The organism is Alphaproteobacteria bacterium, from assembly GCA_016699305.1.
Taxonomy (GTDB): Bacteria; Pseudomonadota; Alphaproteobacteria.
The window spans coordinates 311502-336545 of the sequence record CP064970.1 but is presented as its reverse complement, the minus strand read 5'-3'; the positions used below and the strand labels follow the sequence as shown (position 1 = coordinate 336545).

The following is a 25044-nucleotide window of genomic DNA, read 5'->3' as shown; positions in this document are numbered from 1 at the left end:
GACGATGACATATCGCTCACTCATTCGCCACCGGGATTTTCGTCCGTTTCCGCTTTTCCCTTTTCCTTGTTGCCTTTTGCTCCCTTCGAAGGCTGCAAGGCCACAAAGCGCAAATCGCCACGTTGTTCGATCAACAAAAGGACCGGACGATTCTCACGATGCGCGCGGGCGACGGCGTCGTTCATGGCACTGACGGCTTCGGGCACCGTGTCCACGGGCTGTTGATTGACCTCGATCAACACGCTGCCAGGACGCACACCTTTATCCGCCGCCGGGCCGTCCTCGCTCACGGCGGTGATCAGAACGCCTTGTGTTTTGTCGTTGATATCGTTGCGGCGGCGCAGTTCTTGGGTCAGTTTGGAGACGGTGATCCCCAGTGTTTTGACCGTGCCGGTTTCGGCTTTTTCGGCTTTGGCCGGCTTGGGAGCGTCCTCATCCTCGTCTTCAGGGGTGACTTCCATCTCGGCGATGGTCATCTTGGTGCTTTCTTGCCGTCCCTTGCGCCAGAAGTTCAATGAAACCTGGCGGTCAATCGGCGTTTCGGCCACGATGCGCGGCAGACGGCGCATCTCGTTGATGTCTTTGCCGTCGAAAGACAAAATAACGTCCCCTGTCTGTAGTCCCGCTTTCGAGGCCGGGCTGTTGGGCATGACCTTTGACACCAGGGCACCGCGCGACTTCTCAAGCCCCAGGCTCTTGGCTATATCATCGTTGACGTTCTGGATGCGCACGCCGATCCAACCCCGGCGGATCTTGCCGTGGTCTTTCAACTGCGCCACCACGGCTTGCGCCATGGATGCGGGGATGGCAAAGCCGATGCCCACCGAACCGCCCGAGGGCGAGAGGATGGCCGTGGCCACGCCGATCACGTCTCCGTTCATGCTGAAAATCGGTCCCCCCGAATTTCCGCGATTGATGGGGGCGTCTGTCTGCAGGAAATCGTCATAAGGGCCGGCGTTGATGTCGCGCGCACGGGCCGAGATGATCCCCGCCGTCACCGAGCCGCCAAGGCCAAAAGGATTGCCGATGGCCAGCACCCAATCGCCTATGCGCAGCTTGTCGCTGTCGCCCCATTTGATGGCTGTTAGAGGGCGCGGCGGCGTGACTTTGAGCACGGCCAGATCCGTCTTGCTGTCACGGCCAACGACCTTGGCAGGCAGATTGGTATCGTCATGCAGAATGACCGTTATTTCCTCAGCGTTCTGGATAACGTGGTTGTTTGTGACGATGTAGCCCGAAGGATCAATCACGAATCCCGACCCCAGTGATGTCACGCGGCGCATGCTGGGTTGAGACTGTCCATTGGGGGCCATTTTATGACGGTCAAAAAAATCGCGAAACATATCCTCAAACGGTGAGCCGGGCGGAAATTGGGGCATCATGTCCTCACCAGGACCGGCGTCAGTCGCTCCCCCCTTATCCAAGCTTTGCGTGGTGGAGATATTTACCACCGATGGTAAAAGTCCCTCGGCCAAATCCGCAAAGCTTTCGGGCGCACCGCGCGCTTGCGCCATATGTGGTGCGGCCAGAGATAATGATAGCAGACACATGGCCACGCAGGCCATGCGCATGGCGGCATTCGAACGGCGTGTGCGGTTCACAAGCAGATGCATGACGCTCCTCATGACTATCTAGATATGGGAGGGGCCAGAGGGGAACCTCGGCCCGTGGGGCTTGATTCTGCATTCGAATATGGGCTGATTTGTGGCAAAATACGAATCTTCATCTGCCAAGCAGATATGAGCCATTGGATTAGGGAGGCGAATCGATTCAGATGTGTGCGCTGTGAAATCCCCTCGAGATACCCCACGGTCTTGATCTCTCGCTCTGGGGTGGTCTTGCCCCTTTTCCTATCTTTTTTCTACCTCTTCAAGGACCCTTAACTGTCTCAGTTGTCCTGGCCGAGAAAAGGATTTCAAGAGGCCTTGTCCTGGCCGATACAAGGCATTATGATGCGTCCGCAGAAGGCGCGGTATTCCCCGGTAGCTCAGTTGGTAGAGCAGGTGACTGTTAATCACCGGGTCGGCGGTTCGAGCCCGTCCCGGGGAGCCATGCGACTTCAATCTTCTCGGCTGTACCACCATGAAATTAACGATCCTCGTCTAAAGACGAGGATCGTTAATTTTTGAGAGGGCAGGCCAGCAGCGAAGATTTTTAGGCATAGCTCTCGTCGCGGAAGCCTCTGCTATGCACAGACGGCGCTGTGTTAGGCTTATTCACCCCCGCCCATCACGCGGCGGCGGCCGACATGGTCGGCGCCGGTGATGACGCCTTCGCGCTCCATGCGGTCGATGATGCGCGCGGCGCGGTTATAGCCCAATTGCAGATGGCGTTGCAGGAAGCTGGTCGAGGCTTTGCCTTCGCGCAGAATCAGATCCACCGCTTTATCATAAAGCGGATCGCCGGTGCCGGGCGCGCCGCTGGCTTCGTCCTCGGAGAATAATTCCTCGCCTTCCTCGTCCACCGTCACATCGTCCAGATATTCGGGCGTGCCTTGGGTTTTTAGGAAGCGGACCACGGCCTCCACCTCTTCGTCGCGCACGAAGGGACCATGCACGCGGGCCATGCGGCCACCGCCGGTCATGAACAACATATCGCCTTGCCCCAAAAGCTGCTCGGCACCCTGTTCGCCCAGGATGGTGCGGCTGTCGATGCGCGAGGTGACTTGAAAGCTGATGCGCGTCGGAAAATTGGCCTTGATGGTGCCGGTGATGACGTCCACCGAAGGGCGCTGCGTGGCCATGATCAGATGAATGCCTGCCGCACGCGCCATTTGGGATAGGCGCTGAATGGCGGCCTCGATGTCTTTCCCCGCCAACAACATCAGATCGGCCATTTCGTCCACTATCACCACGATGGACGGCAATTCGGTCAGGTCCAGGGGCTGTTCCTCGAAGACGGGACGGCCCGTGTCGGGATCAAAGCCTGTTTGTACCTTGCGGGTCAGAACCTCGCCGCGTCGCCGTGCCTCGGATAGGCGCTGATTATACCCTTCGATGTTGCGCACGCCCAGGCGCGACATGGCGCGATAGCGTTCTTCCATCTCGCGCACCGCCCATTTCAACGCCACGACGGCTTTGCGCGGCTCGGTGACGACGGGGGCCAGAAGATGCGGTATGCCTTCATAGACCGACAATTCCAGCATTTTGGGATCGATCATCAGCAGTCGGCATTGTTCGGGCTTTAGGCGGAACAGCAAGGACAGGATCATGGCGTTGATGGCCACGGATTTGCCCGAGCCGGTGGTGCCAGCGACCAACAGATGCGGCATGCGCGCCAGATCGGCCATGACGGGCGCGCCGCTGATATCCTTGCCCAGAGCCAGGGCCAGACGGGCAGGGGCCTTGGTGAACTCTTCGGCCAACAGCAATTCGCGCAACCAGACGGTTTCGCGGCGCGGATTCGGTAATTCGATGCCCAGCGCGTTGCGTCCGGGCACGACGGCGATGCGGGCGGATGACGCGCTCATCGAACGCGCGATATCATCGGCCAGGGCCACGACACGCGAAGACTTTACCCCCGGCGCAGGTTCCAGCTCGTACAAAGTGATGACAGGGCCGGGGCTGGCGCGGGTAATCGCCCCCTTGATGCCAAAATCGGCCAACACGCCCTCTAGCAGTCGGGCATTGCGTTGCACCAGTTCATCGGTCATCTGCGTGGGACGTTGAGATGCCGTGTGCTGTTGCAGCAGGTCTAAGGGGGGAAGCTGCGGGCCTTCGCCGTTCTCTTCGACGGGGATCGCGGTGGCGGGCAGTTTGGATCGCGGCGCGCGCTTGGGCGTAGAAACGGGCCGATCATCTCCCTTGGCGGCGATCGCGATTTGAAATCCGCTTTCGGTTGGCATGGAAAGCTGGGACGACGAAGTGGTATCTGGCCGCTTGGACGAGCCAAACATATCGCGCAAAACCGGAATCAGGTGCTTGCCTGTCACGGATGCAAAGCCTCCCATCAAGGCATGGCTTTTGGCAAAGGTCAGCCCTCCCGCCCATCCGGCCAGCAGCAAACCGATAGCCAAGGCGGGCAGACCGATCAAAGCGGTGGGCACACCCAAGGACATCATCAGCGATGCAAAAGGCCGCGCCAATAAAAATCCCAGCATGCCGCCTGACTGGCCCGAGACCGCGCCCGCCGCCAAAGCGCACATGCCAATCCCGCCCAGTGCCGCCATGACGCGCAGCGGCATCACGGGCAAAGGACGGTGAATCAACAAATGACATCCCCATGCGCCCAAGATCAACGGCACCAATAAGGCCCCAAGCCCCACGCTTTGCAAAAGGGCATCGGCCAATATGGCTCCGCCCGTTCCGGCCAGGTTCGAGATTCCCCGTCCACCCGCGACATTCCACGAACTGTCCATGGAGTCGTAACTGGCCAAAGCCAGCAGGGCATAGGCACTAAGAATCAATAGCGCGACGGCGAGGCCGTCTTCCGCGCGGCGGCGCAGATACTGACGCCAAGCCTCGGGCAGCAAGGGTATCTTGCCGCGATTTTTTTGCGCGGCGGCGTTGGGGCCGGAAGGGCGAATCGTGATGGCGCGTTTCATGGGTAGGCAGTCTAGCAGAAGCTTTTCGTCGGATGTACCGTGTGCGGTGCAAAAAAAGTGCTTGCCTTCACAACAAAAGATGTGTTTCGATAACAGCATGATGATCAACAGCTCGAACCTTTATTCGATTTATGCCGTCGCCGGTCGAAAGACCGACGCGCTGTGTGTCGTGGCGTCTGACGCCGTACATACAGCGTAACAGGCCGACACTCCGTCGGCCACCATCGGGGCCGACGACAGACAGATCATCCTTTCCTTTAGATCCCAAAGTCACTCGGTCCCTCACAGATAGGGAGAGGACTATGTTTGATTCCGTTCGTTTATTAGATCAGCGCGATGCCCAGACGGTCGAGCGGTTTTTGGCACCGCATTCGGCTAAGGCCTATTATTTGCGTGCCAATGCGTTGAATAGCGGCCTTGTGAATGAGGGCAGGATCAGCCAGGGCGATTATGTGGGAGCGTTCCAGGGGGACGATCTGGTCGGCGTGCAGGCGTTATTTAACGGTCATAGCGCGTTATGGGTATTCGCCACCGACCCGGCATGCATCGAGGGGATGAGCGCGGTTCTAAAGGAACATTGGAGGCTTTCGCCGCGTCCCATTCGGCGCATTATGGGATTGCGCGATTTGGCCTGGGCAAGCTGCAAGGCTTGGGGCATCACGCCCGATTTGCTGCATCAGCCCAATCCGGAATGGCTGTTCCAGCTTGATCTGGCGCAGATGAAAGACCCGCCGGGCTTTGCTGAAGACAAAAGAGTGCTGCGTCTGTCGCAAGATCAAGACGAAGAGCTGCTGATAGGCTGGCGCGTGGCCTATTACATCGAGGCCTTATGCGAATCGCCGCAAGATCCCAGTTTGAGGGATCATGCCAAAAAAGAGTTCGAAAGACATGTGGGAAAGAACTGGTATGTGCTCGAAAGCGAAGGCCAGGCCGTGAGCATGGGCGGCGTGCATCGTGCATTGCCGGATATGGTGTTCATCGGGCCGATGTGGACCCCGCCCGAATTACGCAATCGCGGCCATGCCCGCAGCTTACTGGCCAAGGCTTTGCGTTTGGCCGAATCGCAAGGCGTGCGGGAAGCGGCGTTGTTCGCCGAAAGGCCGGATGCGATTGCCTGTTATGAGAAATTGGGCTTTCGCAAAACCGCCGATTGGTTGATGGCATCACCCATACTGCCTATCTTGCCCGAGCATTTGGAAGGATCAAAGCCATGCACACCATAGACGTGCGCGAATTACGCAAGGCGTTCGCCGCCCCCAAGAAAAAAGGCGGGACCGAGATGGTGGCGGTGGACGGATTATCCTTTGCCATCTCGCCCGGGGAAAAGGTGGCCTTTATCGGTCCGAACGGGGCAGGGAAGTCCACCACGCTTAAAATGCTGTGCGGCATCTTGCATCCCAGCTCGGGCGAGGCTTTGGTCGCGGGCTTCGTGCCGTGGAAGCAGACCCGCGCTTTGGCGCATAAACTGGGCATCGTCTTTGGCCAACGATCCCAATTATGGCCCAGCCTGCCGGTGCGGGACAGTTTTGACATGCTGGCGGCGATCTATAGCCTGGAGGGGAGCATCGCCCGTCAACGTCGTGACCGGCTGGTGGATATATTCGGCATCGTTGATTTGCTGGGCCAGACGGCGCGTTCGCTGTCTTTGGGACAACGCATGCGGTGCGATATCGTGGCCAGTCTGCTGCATGGGCCGGATATCCTGTTTCTGGATGAGCCGACCATCGGTCTTGATGTCACGGCCAAGGCTTTGCTGCGCGACCATCTGAACGATCTGGCCGAGCAGGACAGCACCACGATCATCCTGACCAGCCATGACACCGGCGATATCGAACATATTTGCCGGCGCGTCATTCTGATCGACCATGGCCGCAAGGTGGTGGACGAGGACCTTGGCGAATTACGGCGCAGTTTCATGGGACGTAAGATCCTGCGCCTGGTGACGGATGAGGAATCGCCCCAATCCCCCGTATCGGAGGCCGAGATCGCCCAGTCCGGTCCGCATAGCCTGACCTTGGTTGTCGATACCGCGCGCCTGCCGGTGGATAGGGCGGTGGCGGCATGTCTGGCGAATCTATCCGTCAAGGATTTGACCATCGAGGATCCCCCGCTGGAAGATGTGATCAAGCGCATCTACGCGCAGCAGGGAAGGGGGGCATGACGATGCGACCCTTCCTTGCGGCGGCCAGGCTCGGGGCAAGCCGAGCGGCGCATGAGCGCGCCAGCCTGATCGGGCAGATTTTGATCATGCTGACCTTGCAAATTTCCTTTGGCGCTATCTATCGGGCCTTGCCGAGCGCGGTGCTGGACTCGTTGGGCCTTAATCCGGCACTGCTGATGTGGTATTTCACGGTCACGGAAACCATGATGATCGCCAGCTTTCTACCCTTTAAGCAGGTGCAGCAGGATATCCGCAACGGCATGGTGGAGATTCACCTATTGCGTCCCGTCTCTTACGGCGGATTGTTTATGGCCGAGGCCATGGGAGCCTATGCCGCGCGCGTTGTCTTGTTGCTGGTGCCGTGCTGGGGCGCGGCCTGGCTGTTGGCCGACGGCATGTGGCCATGGGATGGGCAAAGCCTGGCCTTGGTGTTCCCTTCTTTGCTGATGGCCGGGTGGATCATGAACACCGTGCATTTCGTGGTCGGATGCAGCACGTTGTGGACCGGACAGTCCGAGCCGATTTTTTGGCTCTGGCAGAAATGCACCTTTCTGCTGGGCGCGTTGCTGTGGCCTTTGGTGTTCTTCCCGGATTGGCTGGTGCGTTTGGCGTGGATGACGCCTTTTCCGGCCATGCTGGCCACCCCCGCCCATATGGCCTTACCAGGGATGAAACATGCCTGGATCGGCGGCCTGACTCATCAGGTATTTTGGTCCATCGTGGCGTTCGGGGTCGTGATGGGCATGGAAGGCATTTTGTTGCGCCGCTGGCAGCGCCAAGCGGGATAGGAGGAAAGACGATGTCTCAGATTCGCTATATCGCCGCGTTGCTGCGCTTGAACCTGAAATCGCAGATGATGCAACCGCGCCGCTATTTTTGGATGGCTTTGGCCATGTTTTTGCAAAACTGCGTGTTCTTCGTCATGTGGCCGATTCTGATGGCTAAGGTGCAACACATCCAAGGGTGGGATTTGTCGGATATCTTCAAGATATTCGGCGTCGGCGCGTTTGCCATCGGTTTGAACAATCTGGTCGCCGATGGCAGCGGCATGATCGCCCAGAAGGTCTTGGACGGAGATTTGGATACGTATCTGGCGCGGCCACGCCATGTGTTGCCGCAATTGGCCTTGACGCAAAGCAATCCTTCGGGCTTGGGCGATGTGCTGTGGGGTTTGATGATGCTGGGTTTGTCGGGTCTTAGCCTTGAACAATGGCCCGGGGCGTTGCTGATTGGGGTGTGCGCGGCGTTTATCTTTCAGGCCTCGGTTATCGCGTTCCAGTCCTTGATCTTCTTCCTGGATGTGGGCGGCTATTTCGCTGATCAGTTAGAAATGGTTCTATTATGCCTGACGACAGTACCGCAACACACGCAAAGTCTGGGCATGAAGTTTTTGATGTTCAGCGCGGTTCCCGCCGGATTCTTAGCTCTTTTACCGGTCGAGATTCTGCGCGGTCATTGGGAATGGTTGCCCGTCATGGTGTTGGCGGCGGCGTGTTATATGGCGTTGGCGGTGTGGGTGTTTTATCTTGGCCTGCGGCGTTACACCTCGGCGGCTGGGTTTATGTCGCGCACGGGTTGAAGGGGGTTGACAAAAATGGCTTTCCCGGCGCGGATAGGCGCATGAGCAAGGATACATCCTCTTCCGGCGGTTGGCTGTCTCGTCTGACGCGCGGGCTTTCGCGTTCCAGCGAAAAGCTTCAGGATTCGTTGGTCTCTGTCTTTCAGCGGCGCAAGCTGGATGCGGCGACATTGGACATACTGGAAGAAGCCTTGATCGAAGCCGATCTGGGACCTGCCGTGGCGGCGCGACTGCGCGCGGCCTTGGCGCGCGAACGGCTTGACAAAGATATGGACGAGGGGGGCGCGCGCGATCTGATGGCGCGGGAGATAGCCGCCATTTTGGCCCCCGTCGCGCAGCCTTTGTCGGTGAATGCGACAAACCGGCCCCATGTGGTGATGTTCGTGGGCGTCAATGGCAGCGGCAAAACGACGACCATCGGCAAACTGGCCGCCGACCTCAAAGCCCAAGGCAAAAGCGTCTTGCTGGTGGCGGGCGACACGTTTCGCGCGGCGGCGGTGGCTCAGTTGCAGCTTTGGGGGGAAAGGGCGGGCTGTCCCGTCATGGTCGGTCCCGAAGGCGCGGATGCCGCCGGCTTGGCCTTTGACGCCCTGCAACGCGCTCAGGCCGAGAACGTAGATGTGGTGCTGATGGATACGGCGGGGCGTTTGCACAACAAGGCGCATCTGATGGCCGAATTGGAAAAAGTGGTGCGCGTGATGCGCAAGCGCGATCCGACCACCCCGCATGATACGCTCTTGGTGCTGGACTCCACCACGGGGCAAAACGCCCTGGCGCAGGTTGAAACCTTCAAATCCATGCTGCCTTTGACAGGTTTGGTGTTAACCAAACTGGACGGCTCGGGCCGTGGCGGCGTTCTGGTGGCCCTGGCCGAGCGTTTCGGTCTGCCCGTCCCCTTGATCGGCGTAGGCGAGGGCATCGACGACCTACGCCCCTTCGAACCCGAATCCTTCGCCCGCAGTTTGATGGGGTTGGAGAAGCTGAGCTAAGATTTGGAGACGGGCCGGAATCGAACCGGCATACAAGGATTTGCAGTCCTCTGCATAGCCACTCTGCCACTGCGCAGAAAACTTTTATGCGTACTAGAGCCGTTAAGTCCAGAGAATTGAATAGATGAACTGAAAGGCCACAGTGGCGTGAATGTTAGCACACCAAGAATGAGAAAATCTCGTATTATTTATCCTCACAGGCACACGAAATGAGTCTGTCGGAACAGCCGCTTATTTATACCCTGATTTCGTAAGAAAAGGCTTTATGACTACACTACCAGCGAGTGAGCGAAAGTTTTTTGCTTCTGTATATATTGATACAAGAACAAAAAAGATATATGATCGTTGCGGCAACTCCCGGAAACAAAAAAGTTAGAATTATGAGTGTGAAGTCCTGATCAACTGTTGGTATTTTTAAAATACGATTTAACGTTTCAGGAGTAACATGCCACAGAATCATATCTACAACCCAAAATACCCACCATTTTGTAACGAACTTTTGTTGCTCTGGTTTCAGAAAAATAAAATACAAAATTTTGTTAAGCGTCCATGATATCCCAAAGAAAAACATTCCTAAAAACATAACAGCTGGACTGTCCATGGATAATCATCCTTTTTTCGTTCGATGAAGTTTTATAATTCTGAGCTTAATTTCCTATTAAATTTTCGATGTCGTTCAAGCTTAATCTCACCTCCATACGTAAAGCGACGATAATCTCTCTTTGCTGCCTCTGACCGGTTTGGTGTTAACCAAACTGGACGGCTCGGGCCGTGGCGGCGTTTTGGTGGCCCTGGCCGAGCGTTTCGGTCTGCCCGTCCCCTTGATCGGCGTAGGCGAGGGCATCGACGACCTACGCCCCTTCGAACCCGAATCCTTCGCCCGCAGCTTGATGGGGTTGGAGAAGCTGAGCAGCTAGAAACTGTTGTCTATGACATGGCCGGGCCATTACATTCGCGCTGCGTAAAAACGGAGGCCTCCCCGACATGTACCGTGCAATATACGAAGGAAAATGGGTAACCATTGAGGAATTCCGTCGGTTGGCGGGATCCGACTATTATGCCAAGCGTATTTTTCCGCACTGTCCAGATTGTGGACAAGAAGTTCGCCCTTGTGCGGACGATATTTTACCCAATGCCGGAACTAGGCGCGTGAGACCGCATTTTAGCCACCTGCCTGGGCAAGCGGATCCAGAATGCCAATATGTGACAGAATCCCTTACGGTCAGGCGCTTTGCGGCGTTCAGCACAGGTATTGAACAAGATAGACAGCAGCAGGCCAAGGCGCGGCGAGTGTTTGTCACTGAAAACGGACGGGTGACCCAGGCAGGATACTGGGCAGGTTTTTTGATGGCGAGAATTTTAGGAACAAAAAATTTAGGCCCAGAATACCAATTTACCGAGAATGCAGAAGATATGCTGAAAGTAGGATTGATCCCGCCTGCTGATCATAAGCATTGGCGGCGCAAGGCGGTGTCTTGGGCGCGGCCTTTTATGTGGCTCTTGATGCATGATTTTCCCATGCAGGCTCCCGGTTCAAAAGTTGCCGTGGTGAGTTTCAATTTTAAGATTCCTGAAGGCAGCGCTTTGGATGATTCCGGACAATGGCATGGGGCTCCTGGTTGCATCGAGAGGGCATTTCAAAATACCAAAAGGAATATGACAAAGTCGTCTGCGCTACGGTACGGAGTCACTGAAGAAGTGGCCTACAATCTGGCGCAACAGGCCACCCGTTGGGGGAAAAATAGACCATTTAGTGATGTCAGGCTTGAGAGGTTGCATCCCGAATCTCTATTCCCTAAAGCTGCCCTCTAGGGTTGTGGAAATTTATCTTTAAAAGTTACTCAAAGCGACTTATGAATGATAGAGGCATTGTCGCATAAGATATATTATGTTAAATTTAGGAGACCGTATTAGGCCAAACCCCACGAAGATCAACCGTCTTTGATCTTCGTGGCCGAGACGTAGTTGCGGATCATATTCATGATTGCCGCTGCTTTGACGGGTTTATTCAAATAATCATCCATGCCTACTGAAAGACATTTATCTTTGTCGCCCTTCATGGCATCGGCAGTCAGAGCAACAATGGGTACATGAGCGCCTGTGGTCTGTTCGAACTGACGGATTTTTAGAGTCGCCTCGAACCCATCCATTTCCGGCATATGGCAATCCATGAAAATAATATCGAAATACCCCCTTTCAGCTTTGAACACCGCCTCAACGCCGTTCAGAGCCGGCTCTACCTGACAACCAATTTTCTGTAAGATCGTTTGCATCAACAACTGATTCACCGGCCTGTCTTCGACCAAAAGGACATGTACGCTATCCAGTACAGCAGTAGTCTTCGGGTCAGATGCATTCCTCTCTGCGGCAACCGTTAATATCTGCCGCGTCAAGAGAGTCTGCTTTTCATCTAAACGAGATGTCGCCAGCGCATTCAACATATCTGCCAGCAATGAAGGGAAAACAGGCTTGGTCAAGATTCCTGAAATGCACGACTGAGATTCAATCTCGTCGCTATTGGGTAACCGATCAGCCGTGACGCAAAGAATGGTATAGATTGGGTTAGATTTGCGCATGGAACATATTTGGGAAAAAACTTTCTGTTGCTCATTTTCGTAGAGATTTCCATCCCACAGCATAAAGCGATAGGGCCGACCCGCAGACATGGATTCTTTCAGGAACTGCACAGCCTCCTCTGCAGAAGCCACGGCGTCACAGTCCATATTCCAATCATGGAAAAGCCCTCTTAGGATGGATCTATGCAGGGCATAACTCTCAACCACGAGAACACGGCCATTCCTTGCGATGGGGCATGGATCCACGACCACAACCCCACGGCTGACATCCAGCGCCAAACGCGCGGTAAACCAAAAGGTGGATCCTTGACCTTCCATGCTGTGTACGCCAATTTCGCCCCCCATCATCCGCGCCAGTTTCTGGCTTATGGTCAATCCCAACCCGCTACCGCCAAATTTGCGCGTGGTTGATTCTTCTGCTTGGCTGAATTTGTTGAAGATATAAGATTGCTTGTTGATCGGAATGCCGATTCCGGTGTCCTCAACTTCAACCAATATTGTCACTTCAGTTTCCGTGATGTGCTGCACATTAACGCGCAACAACATATGGCCGGAATGGGTAAACTTGATGGCGTTGCCCAATAGATTGATGACAATCTGACGCAGCCGCATGGGATCGCCTATAACATAGCGCGGCAAGGTCATATCCACTTGAACCAGCAGCTGAATGCCCTTGGCTTGGGCACGTGGCTGAATAATGTCTGTAGCTCCCTCAAGCACGGCGTGTAAATCGAATGGAGTCATCTCAAAGACCAGATAATCGGATTCTATCTTAGACAGATCTAAAATGTCATTGATCAGGCTTAGGAGTTCCTCGGCGGAAGTGCTGGCTATTTGTGCCCATTGCCGTTGTTGCCTTGACAAATCCGTATCCAATAACAGCGCCAGCATGCCCATGATCCCATTCATGGGCGTACGAATCTCGTGGCTCATATTGGCCAAAAAATCGCTTTTGGCATTCGTGGCTGTCTCTGCCGCTAATTTGGCTTTGGTCAGACTGTGCATATTGAACAAGATCGTCGCCATCAGCACGACCACCGACAGACAGATCATCAACACAAAAAAGAATATCTTATGGCTCATCAGATTCTGAGCCGGTTTGTCATATGCAAAGCTGATCTTTAGAGTTTTTAATCCGATATGTAGATACCATTTATGGACAAAGGTATTGTCATTCCCGCCATAAAAAACATGCTGTGCCGCGTTAACGATACCACTGATAAACGCATAGCTCTCCTGAGTTTCCTCTGTTGAGCCATTATCAACGACGACATCTTCAGCAATCACCATCTGAATGTCTTTGAGCATATAGGCATTGCGTTCGCTCTTATCCGTCACGTCCAAAAGCTTCCGCATATCCAGAACCATCACCGCGAACCCCATCAGCCCTTCACGCCTTTCTTCCAAAGCCTGCGTTGGCATGGCCTTGCGATAGACAGGCTGGAAAACTAAAAAATGCGGATAATCTGTTTCCGGCTGAGCGCGATTAAAATTCAACACCGTTCTCATGAAGCCATGTGAAACAGGATAAATGGGCAAGGAGTTCTTGTGCCTTCCTGCCGCAAAACGAGAATGATCTAGGCTCTGAAATCCCTGAGCCACCGATATCGATCCTGCCTTGATCGCGTTGTCGAACTCTTTTGCGATAGTCGGATCCGTTCCCAAATCCAGGCCTGTTTCCTTCCCGCTATCTGGCTGCTGGTAGTAGATTGGAAAATAGCCTTCCGGCTTTTCATTCAGCTCAGAACCATCCAGTTTGCGCATCTTGAATTCGCGGTAGGTTACCTGAGCATCGCTTTCAAAAGCAGCCTTACGATCCACGCGCACAAAGGGAACCCAGACCATAGAGTCGATTTCAGGCTGGCGGACGAAGATGGGAGTCACAAATTGCTTAAACTCGGCGCCTGTCACATAGTCCACCGCGTCAAATAACGTGCTGATGCTGCCCAAAGCGCCAAGCAGCGACTGTAAGCGCTGTTCGACTACCGACTGCATTTGCATGGCGCGCTGTTTGTAGAACAGCTCTTCTTGACGAGATTCCAGATACAAAATGTATCCTGCCAAGAACATCGACGTAGGAATGCCGATCAAGATCGTCATAAAGATCGGCGACCAATGCCCAGCGATCTTGTGATGAGATATCTTATGGCTGTTCTTAGTAAGCAGACCATCGCTTTTCATGCTGGCATGAATTGTACGGCCATACGAGATATAGATCAGAATATAGGTGATCCCAGCTACCATCAGCGCTATCCAAATCATATTTGGATGAACGTTAATCCCTATAGCATCCCATGCAGTGAGTAAGTCCGGTAGGATCATCGATCATGCTGCCAAGCCAGTGCGCATGACGGTAGCACACCTCATGATGTTCCACTGCCCCGGTTATTTTTGACTTTATCTAAATACAAGTCGATATAGGCCTGCAGCTTGCCGACCGTGAACGGTTTGACGATATAGCCTTTGGCTCCCAAGGCAATGGCGTGATTGATATCGCTGCTGTGGTTGCTGGCAGTCAGCATCACGACAAATGCTTGCTCATCTGCTTCGGAAATCCGCCTTAGAATATCGTGACCGCTCAGATGCGGCAGACCGATATCCAAAAAGGTAATGTCCGGCGCGTATGTCAGATATTGAAATAGGCCTTCCTTGCCATCTTTAGCCAAAAGCATCTCGTGCTGCGCAGACAAGGCTTGGCGAATCATTTGGCGCGAGAAATAACTGTCTTCGACGACCAGAATCTTGATCTGCTTACGTTCTGCCCTCTCGCTGGCAGTTTTTCTAAAACTGCGTAGATCCGGCATCACGAAGTCGTTTGGAACAGCTTTGTTTTCGACCATGCCTGCCATGCTGGGCATGACATGATTGGTCAGGGATAGCTTATGGAGGCACAAGTAAAAGAACTGCTCGAATCCGATAGACAAATCATAAGCCGTAAAAAAACCGTCGGGCTGACCCGACACATAGCCAGCCGAGGCCAAAGGGTCATCCGCGAATAGAAATCTCATATCGAGCATCATCGTATCAAGGGATGCCCCTGGCTTATGCTCGTAAATCACAATAAAATCGCTGTCGCGACACAAATACGCCCCGCCCTGATATTGGCCGAGCGCGCCTTGTAGGATATTGATCGCCGATTGCAGCTGGCGTATCTGACGATTCTCGGGCTGCAGAGCTGAAAAATGGAAATGCAACGCGCGCCAAGTCGAAGGCGCGTCGCGCAAATGGTCTATCATCTCAATCAGATGCTTTTCAGAATCGTTATCATAGATTCGCATGCGGAAACTCTCACAGCCCAGGGCATAGACCCTTCAAGAGCTATCATAAATTCCTAACAAAACGATTAGAGCGCAGGACAAAACGATTAGAGCGCAGGATTATGGTAGATCACATTTCATAACTATATAAATATTGTCACGGCCTATCTCCTAACCCAAAACTCAACCAGAATAAGACATAGGATCACGCCAAAGATCATGACCATGGCCTGCTGTCCGATCAGACCACGATGGAAAGCGGCAAAACGTGTCCCCATCGCATTGACGCGCGTGGCGACGCCTTCGGGACCAAAACGGTCAATGATGTCTTGATCAATGCCATGCCACAGCATACGGCCAAGCCTTAGGCACGGGCTGACAATCAGGGCCTGATAGGCGTCATCGAACCCATAGCCACGCAGCAGCAACCGATGTACGCCCGCGAAACGCGCGAGAATGCGTTGCGGCCATTCAGGACGTGGGCCGTATAGGACAAAGGCCAGCGCCAAGCCAAGCAGCCCAGCCAGCAAGGGAAGTCCACCGACCCAAAGGGGAATATGATCATGCGCGGCCAGCAGGGTGTCATGAACCGGACCGATCAAGGTCTTACCCCATACCGGGTGTTTACCGACAAAGAACGGCTCCAACGCCCAACCGGCCAAAACTGCGCCAAGTCCCAGAGGAATCATGGGCCACAACATCACGGCAGGCGCGTCATGCGCATGGGATGCTTCTCCCCTGCCCTTCGCTCCATAAAAAGCCAACATCATCAGCCGCCCGCCATAGATCGCCGTCAGCAAAGCTGTCAGGACACCGATCACATAGGCGGCCAGGCGCAGACCGAAACCGACAGAATCCCCCGGCCCCCAGACCACCATCTGCAAGATGGCTTCCTTGGAATAGAAGCCCGCGAATCCGCCCAATCCCGGCACGCCGATTCCCGCCAAGGCCAAGACGCCAACGCCCATCAAACCGCAAGTGATGCGCATGCTTCGCCCCAACCCGCCCATGCGCCGCAAATCTTGTTCACCGTTCAAGGCATGGATCACCGCGCCCGCGCCCAGGAACAACAGCGCCTTGAAAAAGGCATGGGTCACCAAATGGAACATGCCGGCACCATAGGCCGACACGCCAAGAGCCATGAACATATAGCCCAGCTGGCTCATCGTGGAATAGGCGATCACGCGCTTGATATCCGTTTGAACCAGAGCCATGGTCGCGGCCAGAATCGCGGTCAGCGTACCCACGATCAGCACCAGATTCTGGGCCACGGGCGCTTGTTCGAATAAAGGCGATAACCGCGCCACCATGAACACCCCCGCCGTTACCATGGTAGCGGCGTGGATAAGGGCAGAAACCGGAGTCGGCCCTTCCATGGCATCGGGCAACCATGTGTGCAAGCCCAATTGCGCCGATTTGCCCATGGCACCGAGGAACAAAAGAATGCAGATGACCGTCAAGGCCGGGATCTCCATGCCGCCCATATTCAAGGCGAAGTGGCGCATGGAGGCCGCCGAGGCGAAGATATCTCCCAAGCGCACCGAGCGGAATACCGCAAAGCAAGCCATGATGCCCAGAGCAAAGCCGATATCGCCGACACGGTTGACCAAGAACGCCTTGATCGCGGCAGCGCATGCGCTGTCCTTGTGGTACCAAAAACCGATCAGCAGATAGGAGCACAGCCCCACCCCTTCCCAACCGACAAACATTTGCATCAGATCATCCGCGCCGACCAGCAGCAGCATAAAGAACGTAAACAAGGACAAATAAGCCATAAAGCGCGGCACGCCAGAATCATGAGCCATATAGCCGATGCTGTACACATGCACGCAGGCCGATACCAGGGTGACGGTGGCCATCATGATGGCGCTGAGCGCATCCACGCGGATCGCCCAGAATGTCGAAAAATCCCCCACGCGAATCCAAGGGGCCAGAATCCAGGTTCGCGTCAGCCCCTCAAAGCAAGCCTGATAGGCCAAAACGCACGCCAAAACGGCAGTCACGATCATACCCAGACATGTAACGATCTGCGCGCCCCGCGCCCCTATCAGACGCCCCCCGCATCCGGCCAAAACCGCCGTCAACAAAGGCACACCCACAATCCACGCTTCCAAGGGAATCGACATGGTTCTTTATGTCCTTATCCGGCATTTGCTGATCGTTCATAGCGCGGGCGGTGGGCTTTGTCATCAAGAAGCCCGCCCTGTCATTCTCCCATGTCTTCAACATCCTCGGGCGATAGGTCCAAGACATGACGGGCGAGGGAAAGGGGAAAGCCGGCGCGCGCCAAGGTCGCCAGGTCGCGGCGAAGATAGGCGTGGCGTTGATCGGGCGGGCGGAAGGGGCCCAGACGGCGGCGGCGTATCAGGGCGCGGGCGGCCATTTCTTCGGCTTGGTTCGCGTCTTGCCCTTCCTCGTGCTCCATGGTTTCCAGCATGTCGCGCACCATATCGGGAGCCAGGCCTTTGACGCTGGTCAGGTCCATCTCGATCATCGAACGCGAACGGCCCCGCGCGCGCAAAGCGCGGATGCGGCCCCGCGCAAAGGTCGCATCATCCACATAACCCAGCCGAACGACATCGCCTATGATCGCTTCAATCCAGGCCGAGGCCTGGGCCGCATCGACCTCGCCGCCCAGGCGTTGCGCCCGTTGCACGCGCCGCGACAGAACCCGCCGCAGTCCTTCTTGTGAACTGGAATAACGCGCCAAATACGCCAAGGCCGATGCGCGCAACCGCTCGGGCGTGACGATGCTGGCTCTGGTAAGGCGGCGTGGCGAAGGCATGGCGCAAACTATGGGATAACAGACGGGAAAATGCTACATGCCTATCTAGATGAGCATCGGCCTACAACATGACTATATGTTGTGTATAAGCGATTTGGCTGGAACGGACAGATGATCTGCGCCTGCCCATCGCGCACCACAAAACCACCCGCGCCGCATTCTTCTTTTCGGGAACCAGCTCGGTTTGTGGACAGGAATATTAAGGGTAGGAGTGGACAAACCAAGCTTTGCGCCGTAATTTCCAGCCCTGGAATCGTAGCCTTTAATCGTAGAGATGCAATGTGTGCGCTGAACCCGCCCCCCCCCCCTGCCGGGTATCGGCATTTAATTTAGGCTCTCAATCAGGCATAGCCATTGGCCCGATCCTGTTCATCGTGGCCCTTCTGGCCGTCATCGCCGCGGCCATTTCGGCGGGGTCGGATTCGTTCAGTGGCGATACTTCCGCAGTCAGCGCCAAGGCCAAAGCATCCGCCATTCTTGAATATGCGGACAGCGTTAAAATGGGCGTGGATAGGGTATTGGGAAGGGGCTGCACCGACACGCAAATCAGTTTTGAAAACCCTATCGTCAGCGGTTATACAAACGCGAATGCGCCCGCCGATAAATCCTGCCATGTCTTTGATCAAAATGGCGGCGGAATTGTATGGAAGACCCCACAATCGAGCGCTCAGAGTCAGGCTGATTATGAGTTGGCGCTTACACATTCGCCATTTGGCGGCGTGACCGGAATAGGTAACTACGGCTATGCTTCAAACTGTGTCATGGGCGTTGGCACAGGTGGGCGATACCCGCAAGGTGGTAATTCGAGCGATTTTCCCTGTTATTACGTTGATGGCAGTACCAGCGCTGATTTGGTCATGTTTCTACCTTGGATTACTAAAGATGAATGTTTACAAATAAATAATATGACTGGGTTCAAGAATAGAAATCCGACAACACCACCAACAACATCCGGTCCAAATGGATTTTACTTATATGGAAGCGGTCACCAATTTTTTGATGGAACTTATTATACTGGAAGCGCCAATAATGGCGGCATCCCAACAGATAGCTTGTACGGCAATCCGATTGAAAACCTCGGTGCGCTTCAAGGCTGTTTTGATAACACATCGAATATAGGAGTTTCTCCCGGTGGGGGGTACTACTATTTCCGCGTCCTGCATATCAGATAGAGGGCGGTTTGTTCGATAATTGAATAACTTTGCTGGTCTTCGGCATGGGTTTTGTTGTTGTCTTGCCCTCCATGAAACTTATGGCGCATTCCTGGAGCTTTTCGTCCATGTGATTCAAGAAGGCCTTGGTCAGATCATCCCTTGTTGCATATGGATGACCGCCCGGGATACGGCTGGGAGCGATGAGGCTGCTGCCGGTGCAGTCCAGATCATACGTGGCTCCCCTATTAAGAAATGTGTCGACAAAATCAATAAACCCTTTCTTTTGATCGTTATCAAAATGATTGGAAAATGTAGTCGCAAGGAAAAGAAGATCATAGGCGTCACGCAGCTTGGTTCTATTCCGCGCGGCATTCAGCTTCAGCGTGACCAGACGATGCGGAACATAAACCTTGACGCCTTCGTATATAAAGCACTCGCGGGGATCCACAACCCTATTCTCCCGAAAGGATGTCTCGGTCTTTAAGTGGCGTTGTCCAATGGATGTGTCATAAGTTACCAACTCCCGCCGGGTGGTGCGTGTATCTTTCTTCTTAACGATTTTCAATATTTTGATATAAACGCCTCTCTCGTTCAGTTGCTCGGCCGCCTGCCGAAAAGCTCGCCTCATATCATATGCATGTCGCGTATCCAGCGAATAAGGCTCGGTTGCGTCAAAATCCAAATCGTCGCTCGTGCGGTCCTGCCCTTGCAGAATCAGGGCTGAGCCACCTTTAAGAACGAGCGGCCGATCCGCAACGCACCGTGCTACTTCGTAAAGGTACAGGGTAGAGATATCGCATACCATGGATATAGAGCCTCTCGTGTTGGTCGTTGTGGCGCGCGGTGAAGAGTGGTATCCTTGTTCTTTTTCTTGCCAGGAAACGCCCTCTCATTTTTGTTGCGTGGTGTCGGTAGGCTTTGAGCATATCGATTCATCCATGCCGATATGCGATTGGCCTTCTCTGGCTCTAATTGGGAACATGCTTCATCCATTAACACTTTGAATTGCATTATCTCGTCTTTGCGCGGCAGCCAATCCTCAATGTTTACAGTACCCTCAAGAGGCAAGCCCGCATCCACCGCATACAAGGCAAGATCGGCAAGGGCGCGGTAGTGATCGGCGGCATAAACGGGGCCGCGGAGTGAGAAGAATCCGGCATCTCTAAACACGTGTTGATAATCAAAAACACCTTTGTTACCAAGCAATTTAGATGTATCCTTTAATGTTATACCTGCAATTAGAAAATGACCTATACCCGTCTGGTCGTATGGCGTTGTTATAAAAACTTCACGGAATCTCCAGTCCCCTGTTCCTTCTTCCGAGGGAATATTAAGGGCTGTCGTTCCCGTAAAATAATGCTCCCGACATGTTTTTGGTAATTCGCGATGATGAACACTTACGACACTTCTTGCCGCGCCCCGTCTGTGTATATGAACATGATGGATTTTGGGTGAGCGCGGCATGATTCCTGACCCAGGACGGAACATTAAATACCCTTCTTATTATACGGAAAGAATTGCAACTAATACACAATATTTTGTAAATCAAAATGATATAGAAGTGTCCGAAAAATTAAGGGCGTAGCAGAGGTTATTCTGCTACGCCCTTGTATTTACTTATACTAGAAAGCGTCTTCTTGTAAGAAAGCGCCCTCTAGGTCCTTAGTTGACCACAGTCACGCCACGGCGGTTCTGCGACCATGACGACTCGTTCGAGCCGGGAACAGCGGGACGCTCTTTGCCATAGCTGATGGTCTGAACGCGGCTTTCCGCGATGCCAGCGGCCACCATGTAGTTCTTCACAGACTGCGCACGACGCTCGCCCAGAGCCAAGTTGTACTCACGGGTGCCGCGCTCGTCGCAGTGACCTTCGACCGTCACATTGACCGAGGCGTTCTGCTTCATCCATGAGGCCTGACGATCCAGAACCGCGCGCCCTTCGGACGTCAGGTCTGAACTGTTGAAGTCAAAGAACACGCGGTCGCCAACGGTGACCAGCTCTTCCTGGCTACCAGGACGAACGGCACCCGCGCCGCCAGGGCCCATATGGCCACCAACGCCAGGACCGGTGACGGCCTGGCCTGTGACCATGCCACGGCTGGCTTCGTCATCGTTGGAGCTGCACGCTGCCACCATGACAAGCGCCGCCGCCATCGTCAAAATTCTTCCTGCTCGCATTTCTGTTCTCCTTCTTTTGGTCTATTTACCTTCAAGACGTGACGTCTTGTCGAGATCGTGCAACCCGTTTCCGGCCCATCTTGGCAGCCCTGCCCTTACGCCAACCTGCCGCGCGTCCTGCCGGGAGCGCGCTCTATAAATAAAAGCATGTGGCCGACAAATCAAGAGCCAATCCGATTATTTTCTTGGAACTTCGTCATATTTTAGCCTTGAGGGCGTAGATCGCATCCAACGCCTCACGTGGGGTCAGGGTATCAGGATCAAGGCTGCGCAAGGCATCCAAGACCGGCGAAGCCGGAACGACGGGAGCCATCATAGCCGCGGGCAGAGCCGAAATATCCGCTTTGCCCGCTTGTCCATTCGAAAGCGATTGTTCTTCCAGATGCGCCAAAACCTGCGCCGCGCGATCCAAAACCGTTTTCGGCAATCCCGCCAAAGCGGCCACATGCAGACCATAGGAACGATCCGCCGTGCCGGGGATCACCTGATGCATGAACACGATCCCTTCGGGTCCTTCATGGATGCGCATGGTCACGGGCGACAGATGCGGCAGCTTTTTACACAAAGCCGTCAGCTCGTGATAATGCGTCGCGAATAAAGCACGGCAACCGATGACGTCGTGCAAGTGTTCCAGACAGGCCCAGGCGATGGCCAGCCCGTCCCAGGTGGCCGTGCCGCGCCCTATCTCGTCCAGTATGACCAAAGAACGCGAAGTGGCCTGATTGAGAATGGCGGCCGTCTCCAGCATCTCGACCATAAAAGTCGATTGTCCGCGCGCCAGATCGTCCGCCGCGCCCACGCGGCTGAACAGGCGATCCACAACGCCAAGCCGGGCGCGCCGCGCCGGAACATAACTGCCCATTTGGGCCAGCAGGGCGATCAAGGCGTTCTGGCGCAAGAAAGTGGATTTTCCCGCCATATTGGGACCGGTGACCAACCATAGACGTTGTTCGGGAATCAAGGCGCAGTCATTCGGGATAAAGGGCGTGGCCGTCTGACGCGCCAAAGCATCCACCACGACCGGATGGCACCCGCCTTCGATCTCGAACGTATCATCATTTGTCATTTGAGGCCGACACCACTGGCCTTCTTGCGCGCGCTCGGCCAAGGCCGCCGCTTCATCCACCATCGCCAGTCCCGTCGCCAGGGCGCGCAAGGATTCGGTTTGCTCCAAAGCCTGCGCAGATAGGCGTTCGAACAAGGCCAGTTCAATGGCCAGAGCCTTGCCGCCCGCCTCGGCCACGCGCCGCTCCAGGTCCATCAATTCTTGCGTCGAAAAGCGCACCGAGTTTGCCGTGGTCTGGCGGTGGATAAAGGATTCACGCTCAGGCCCCGATGTCAAACGATCGGCCTGGGCTGAGGTCACCTCGATATGATAGCCCAACACATTGTTGTGCCGGATCTTCAAACTGGCGACGCCGCTGCGCTGACGATACGAAGCTTCCAGCGTCGCGATCAGCCTTCGTCCCTCGTCGCGCAGCACAAATTGTTCGTCCAAATGCGCCGCGTAACCGCGCGCGATAAAGCCCCCATCCCGCGCCGCCAAGGGCAATTCTGCCGCCAAGGCCGCGGACAGATCGGCATAGAGAGTATCCTGTCCGCGCAAAGACCGCACAGCTTGGGCCAAAAGACCGGGCAAGCCCGTTTCCTGATTCAAGCGTCCGGCGATATCCGCCGCGCATGCCAGGCCGTCGCGCAGCGCGGCCAGATCGCGCGGTCCGCCGCGCCCCAATGCCAGCCGTGCCAGAGAGCGTTCAATATCGGGACAAGATCGGAGATTCTGACGAAAGGCGGCGCGCAAAGTGCCATACTCAAGGAAGAACGCCACGCCATCCAAACGCTGTTCGATCAAGGCGGGGTCGGTAAGCGGCGCGGCCAGATGCGACGCCAATAAACGCGCCCCCGCCGCCGTCAGGCTACGGTCTAGACTGGCCAAAAGACTGCCCTGACGCTCGCCCGACAAGGTGCGTCCCAGTTCCAGATTACGCCTTGTGGCGGCGTCCAACTGCACCACGCCGCCTGCCGAAACCTGTCGCAAGGGGGCCAAGAGCGGCATTTGTCGCTTTTGCGTCAGTTCCACATAGTCCAGCAACGCGCCGGCGGCGGTCATCTCGGTGGCCGAGAAATTCCCGAACGAATCCAGGGCCTGCACGCCATAGGTCGCCTCCAAACGCCTTCGGGCATTGACGGGATCAAACCGACTGGCCGGCTGCGGGGTCAGGCGGTCGCGCCAAGGCTGTAGGGCCGCCGCCAAGCCTGGCCGAGTCAACAGCGTATCCGCACAAATGATCTCGCCAGGATCCAGACGCGCCAGACACGCGGCCAGATTCTCACGCGACACGCCTTGGGTCAAAGGCTGGCCTGTGGCCAGGTCCATCCATGCCAAGCCCAAAGCGCCGCCGGATTCGGTCGCCAGCGCCAAAAGGTGATTCGCGGCGCGCGCCTCCAGCAAGGATTCTTCCGTCACGGTGCCGGGGGTGACGATGCGCACCACGTCCCGCGCGACCAGCGACTTGCCCGGACGTTTGCGCGCCGCGGCGGGATCCTCCATCTGCTCGGCAATCGCCACACGAAAGCCTTTGCGGATTAAGCGCGCCAAATAGGTTTCATAGGCATGCACCGGCACGCCGCACATCGGCACATCCTGGCCCTGATGCTGGCCGCGCCGCGTCAGGGCGATATCGAGCGCCGCCGCCGCCTTCACGGCATCCTCGAAGAACAGCTCGTAAAAATCTCCCATGCGATAAAACAACAAACAATCCGGATGCTGGGCCTTGAGCATCTGGTATTGCGCCATCATAGGCGTGACCGAATCGTCACGCGTCCGTTCTTGCTCGAACGGTTCATCCAAAGGCAGGGGTAAGGTTGCTACGGACTTCATGGCGGATGCGACTATAATGCCCCCAGAGCCATCGCGCTACGTCTGGGAGAAATCTTAATGAATCAAATAACTAAACGCTTACCTCCCCGTATGGCCATTCTGGCCTCACCGCATGCCGCCGCGACGCGCGCCCTGACGCGTCTGACGGAACGCTATGGCCAATGCACCATTGATCAAGCCGATATTCTGGTGGCGCTGGGCGGCGACGGCTTTGTGCTGGAAACGCTGCATAATAATATCACACAATCCAAGCCGGTCTTTGGCATGCGGCGCGGCTCGGTTGGATTCCTGTGCAACGAGTACCGCGAAGACGATTTGATTGAACGGGTTTCTGCCGCCCAAGAAGTGGCGCTGCACGCCTTGCGTATGCAGGCTTGGTCAGCCGAAAACCCTGACGCGCCGCCTATCGAGGCTTTGGCATTGAACGAAGTGTCGCTGTGGCGCGAAAGCCGCCAAGCGGCCAAATTGCGCGTATCCGTGGATGGCGTAGTGCGGTTAGAGGAAATGATCAGCGACGGCATCATCGTGGCCACGCCCGCGGGCAGCACGGCCTATAACTTCTCGGCCCATGGCACTATTTTACCTTTGGAAGCCAATATGCTGGCCCTGACGCCGATCAACCCTTTCCGTCCCAGGCGCTGGCGCGGCGCATTGGTGGCTGCACGCAGCGAGATCACCATTGAGGTGCTGGAGCCTTCCAAACGCCCCGTCAGCGCCGCCGCCGATATCACCGAGGCGCGCCGCGTCGGCCGCGTCCAGGTAAGCGAAGATCGTTCCCTGGCCCTGAACCTATTGTTCGACCCCGAACACAGCCTGGCGGAGCGGATTCTGCGTGAGCAATTTCAAAGCTGAGGGCAACTGAAACCAATGGCTCTTGACGATCGGGCCGGTTTTGCGTTTATAGTCATCGCATGACTTACGCAGTCGCCACCTTCTCGTTG

The 25044-nt window shown here is 55.5% G+C and carries 20 protein-coding genes and 2 tRNA genes; 10 read left to right on the top strand and 12 right to left on the bottom strand.

Going from position 1 to position 25044, the window contains the following annotated elements:
- Positions 1–20: 20 nt before the first annotated feature.
- Positions 21–1625: a DegQ family serine endoprotease gene (locus IPI58_01615; GenBank protein ID QQR69404.1), complete on the bottom strand. Its 1605-nt coding sequence runs from the start codon at positions 1623–1625 to the stop codon at positions 21–23.
- A gap of 351 nt (positions 1626–1976) precedes the next feature.
- On the opposite strand from IPI58_01615, the gene IPI58_01610 reads away from it, so the two are divergent.
- A tRNA-Asn gene (locus IPI58_01610) sits at positions 1977–2052 on the top strand.
- Positions 2053–2212: 160 nt separating this feature from the next.
- Here the strand turns inward: IPI58_01610 and IPI58_01605 are convergent.
- Positions 2213–4543 (bottom strand): DNA translocase FtsK 4TM domain-containing protein, encoded by a 2331-nt coding sequence (locus IPI58_01605; protein ID QQR69403.1) that lies wholly within the window; start codon positions 4541–4543, stop codon positions 2213–2215.
- Between the two features lie 302 nt (positions 4544–4845).
- Here IPI58_01605 and IPI58_01600 point away from each other — a divergent pair, with 302 nt between their 5' ends.
- Genes IPI58_01600 through ftsY form a run of 5 tightly spaced genes read left to right on the top strand, consistent with a single transcriptional unit; the run spans position 4846 to position 9272 of the window.
- A complete protein-coding gene (locus IPI58_01600; protein QQR69402.1) occupies positions 4846–5766 on the top strand; it encodes a GNAT family N-acetyltransferase in 921 nt (306 codons plus the stop codon).
- Complete coding sequence (locus IPI58_01595) at positions 5754–6704, top strand: ATP-binding cassette domain-containing protein (GenBank protein QQR69401.1); 951 nt, start codon at positions 5754–5756, stop codon at positions 6702–6704. Before IPI58_01600 ends, IPI58_01595 begins: the two co-directional genes overlap by 13 nt.
- Positions 6701–7492: an ABC-2 family transporter protein gene (locus IPI58_01590; protein QQR69400.1), complete on the top strand. Its 792-nt coding sequence runs from the start codon at positions 6701–6703 to the stop codon at positions 7490–7492. Before IPI58_01595 ends, IPI58_01590 begins: the two co-directional genes overlap by 4 nt.
- Before the next feature lie 11 nt (positions 7493–7503).
- Complete coding sequence (locus IPI58_01585; GenBank protein ID QQR69399.1) at positions 7504–8283, top strand: ABC-2 family transporter protein; 780 nt, start codon at positions 7504–7506, stop codon at positions 8281–8283.
- A gap of 41 nt (positions 8284–8324) precedes the next feature.
- The gene (gene ftsY, locus IPI58_01580) at positions 8325–9272 is read left to right on the top strand and encodes a signal recognition particle-docking protein FtsY (GenBank protein ID QQR69398.1); all 948 of its coding nucleotides are present in this window, start codon (positions 8325–8327) and stop codon (positions 9270–9272) included.
- Positions 9273–9276: 4 nt separating this feature from the next.
- Here the strand turns inward: ftsY and IPI58_01575 are convergent.
- Positions 9277–9342 (bottom strand) — tRNA-Cys (locus IPI58_01575).
- Positions 9343–9546: 204 nt separating this feature from the next.
- Positions 9547–9873 carry a hypothetical protein gene (locus IPI58_01570; protein QQR69397.1) on the bottom strand — a complete coding sequence of 109 codons (327 nt, stop codon included), beginning with the start codon at positions 9871–9873 and terminating at the stop codon, positions 9547–9549.
- Between the two features lie 121 nt (positions 9874–9994).
- Between IPI58_01570 and IPI58_01565 the strand changes: the two genes are divergently transcribed.
- Together IPI58_01565 and IPI58_01560 are read left to right on the top strand one after the other, a co-directional pair.
- A complete protein-coding gene (locus IPI58_01565; protein ID QQR69396.1) occupies positions 9995–10189 on the top strand; it encodes a hypothetical protein in 195 nt (64 codons plus the stop codon).
- A gap of 67 nt (positions 10190–10256) precedes the next feature.
- The gene (locus IPI58_01560) at positions 10257–11084 is read left to right on the top strand and encodes a hypothetical protein (protein QQR69395.1); all 828 of its coding nucleotides are present in this window, start codon (positions 10257–10259) and stop codon (positions 11082–11084) included.
- Between the two features lie 119 nt (positions 11085–11203).
- Here the strand turns inward: IPI58_01560 and IPI58_01555 are convergent, their stop codons facing one another.
- From IPI58_01555 to IPI58_01540, 4 genes are all read right to left on the bottom strand, one after another.
- Positions 11204–14170: a response regulator gene (locus tag IPI58_01555; protein QQR69394.1), complete on the bottom strand. Its 2967-nt coding sequence runs from the start codon at positions 14168–14170 to the stop codon at positions 11204–11206.
- 41 nt (positions 14171–14211) lie between these two features.
- Positions 14212–15126 carry a response regulator gene (locus IPI58_01550; GenBank protein ID QQR69393.1) on the bottom strand — a complete coding sequence of 305 codons (915 nt, stop codon included), beginning with the start codon at positions 15124–15126 and terminating at the stop codon, positions 14212–14214.
- Positions 15127–15269: 143 nt separating this feature from the next.
- Positions 15270–17231: an NADH-quinone oxidoreductase subunit L gene (gene nuoL, locus IPI58_01545; GenBank protein ID QQR69392.1), complete on the bottom strand. Its 1962-nt coding sequence runs from the start codon at positions 17229–17231 to the stop codon at positions 15270–15272.
- An 80-nt stretch (positions 17232–17311) separates the two neighbouring features.
- Positions 17312–17890, bottom strand: a complete 579-nt coding sequence (locus IPI58_01540; protein ID QQR69391.1) for a RecX family transcriptional regulator — start codon at positions 17888–17890, stop codon at positions 17312–17314.
- A gap of 281 nt (positions 17891–18171) precedes the next feature.
- Here IPI58_01540 and IPI58_01535 point away from each other — a divergent pair, with 281 nt between their 5' ends.
- The gene (locus IPI58_01535; GenBank protein QQR69390.1) at positions 18172–19062 is read left to right on the top strand and encodes a hypothetical protein; all 891 of its coding nucleotides are present in this window, start codon (positions 18172–18174) and stop codon (positions 19060–19062) included.
- Here IPI58_01535 and IPI58_01530 read toward each other — a convergent pair.
- The 4 genes from IPI58_01530 to mutS all read right to left on the bottom strand — a co-directional run bounded on the left by IPI58_01530 (position 19055) and on the right by mutS (position 24103).
- Positions 19055–19849, bottom strand: coding sequence for a nucleotidyl transferase AbiEii/AbiGii toxin family protein (locus IPI58_01530; GenBank protein ID QQR69389.1), 795 nt, complete (start codon positions 19847–19849; stop codon positions 19055–19057). The genes IPI58_01535 and IPI58_01530 overlap by 8 nt on opposite strands.
- On the bottom strand, positions 19810–20508 hold the full coding sequence (locus tag IPI58_01525; GenBank protein QQR69388.1) for a hypothetical protein: 699 nt from the start codon (positions 20506–20508) through the stop codon (positions 19810–19812). Before IPI58_01525 ends, IPI58_01530 begins: the two co-directional genes overlap by 40 nt.
- Before the next feature lie 198 nt (positions 20509–20706).
- On the bottom strand, positions 20707–21222 hold the full coding sequence (gene pal, locus IPI58_01520; protein ID QQR69387.1) for a peptidoglycan-associated lipoprotein Pal: 516 nt from the start codon (positions 21220–21222) through the stop codon (positions 20707–20709).
- A gap of 196 nt (positions 21223–21418) precedes the next feature.
- Positions 21419–24103, bottom strand: a complete 2685-nt coding sequence (gene mutS / locus IPI58_01515) for a DNA mismatch repair protein MutS (GenBank protein QQR69386.1) — start codon at positions 24101–24103, stop codon at positions 21419–21421.
- A gap of 57 nt (positions 24104–24160) precedes the next feature.
- On the opposite strand from mutS, the gene IPI58_01510 reads away from it, so the two are divergent.
- Positions 24161–24955 carry an NAD kinase gene (locus tag IPI58_01510; GenBank protein ID QQR69385.1) on the top strand — a complete coding sequence of 265 codons (795 nt, stop codon included), beginning with the start codon at positions 24161–24163 and terminating at the stop codon, positions 24953–24955.
- The last annotated feature ends 89 nt before the right edge of the window (positions 24956–25044 follow it).

What these genes read in the sequence shown, in the direction of transcription:
- IPI58_01570 (QQR69397.1), bottom strand. Translation starts at nt 9,873, where the DNA reads ATGGACAGTCCAGCTGTTATGTTTTTAGGAATGTTTTTCTTTGGGATA.
- IPI58_01605 (QQR69403.1), bottom strand. Translation starts at nt 4,543, where the DNA reads ATGAAACGCGCCATCACGATTCGCCCTTCCGGCCCCAACGCCGCCGCG.
- IPI58_01590 (QQR69400.1), top strand. Translation starts at nt 6,701, where the DNA reads ATGACGATGCGACCCTTCCTTGCGGCGGCCAGGCTCGGGGCAAGCCGA.
- IPI58_01560 (QQR69395.1), top strand. Translation starts at nt 10,257, where the DNA reads ATGTACCGTGCAATATACGAAGGAAAATGGGTAACCATTGAGGAATTC.
- IPI58_01600 (QQR69402.1), top strand. Translation starts at nt 4,846, where the DNA reads ATGTTTGATTCCGTTCGTTTATTAGATCAGCGCGATGCCCAGACGGTC.
- IPI58_01615 (QQR69404.1), bottom strand. Translation starts at nt 1,625, where the DNA reads ATGAGGAGCGTCATGCATCTGCTTGTGAACCGCACACGCCGTTCGAAT.
- IPI58_01525 (QQR69388.1), bottom strand. Translation starts at nt 20,508, where the DNA reads ATGCCGCGCTCACCCAAAATCCATCATGTTCATATACACAGACGGGGC.
- mutS (QQR69386.1), bottom strand. Translation starts at nt 24,103, where the DNA reads ATGAAGTCCGTAGCAACCTTACCCCTGCCTTTGGATGAACCGTTCGAG.
- IPI58_01540 (QQR69391.1), bottom strand. Translation starts at nt 17,890, where the DNA reads ATGCCTTCGCCACGCCGCCTTACCAGAGCCAGCATCGTCACGCCCGAG.
- IPI58_01595 (QQR69401.1), top strand. Translation starts at nt 5,754, where the DNA reads ATGCACACCATAGACGTGCGCGAATTACGCAAGGCGTTCGCCGCCCCC.
- IPI58_01555 (QQR69394.1), bottom strand. Translation starts at nt 14,170, where the DNA reads ATGATCCTACCGGACTTACTCACTGCATGGGATGCTATAGGGATTAAC.
- IPI58_01530 (QQR69389.1), bottom strand. Translation starts at nt 19,849, where the DNA reads ATGGTATGCGATATCTCTACCCTGTACCTTTACGAAGTAGCACGGTGC.
- IPI58_01550 (QQR69393.1), bottom strand. Translation starts at nt 15,126, where the DNA reads ATGCGAATCTATGATAACGATTCTGAAAAGCATCTGATTGAGATGATA.
- pal (QQR69387.1), bottom strand. Translation starts at nt 21,222, where the DNA reads ATGCGAGCAGGAAGAATTTTGACGATGGCGGCGGCGCTTGTCATGGTG.
- IPI58_01510 (QQR69385.1), top strand. Translation starts at nt 24,161, where the DNA reads ATGAATCAAATAACTAAACGCTTACCTCCCCGTATGGCCATTCTGGCC.
- ftsY (QQR69398.1), top strand. Translation starts at nt 8,325, where the DNA reads ATGAGCAAGGATACATCCTCTTCCGGCGGTTGGCTGTCTCGTCTGACG.
- IPI58_01585 (QQR69399.1), top strand. Translation starts at nt 7,504, where the DNA reads ATGTCTCAGATTCGCTATATCGCCGCGTTGCTGCGCTTGAACCTGAAA.
- nuoL (QQR69392.1), bottom strand. Translation starts at nt 17,231, where the DNA reads ATGTCGATTCCCTTGGAAGCGTGGATTGTGGGTGTGCCTTTGTTGACG.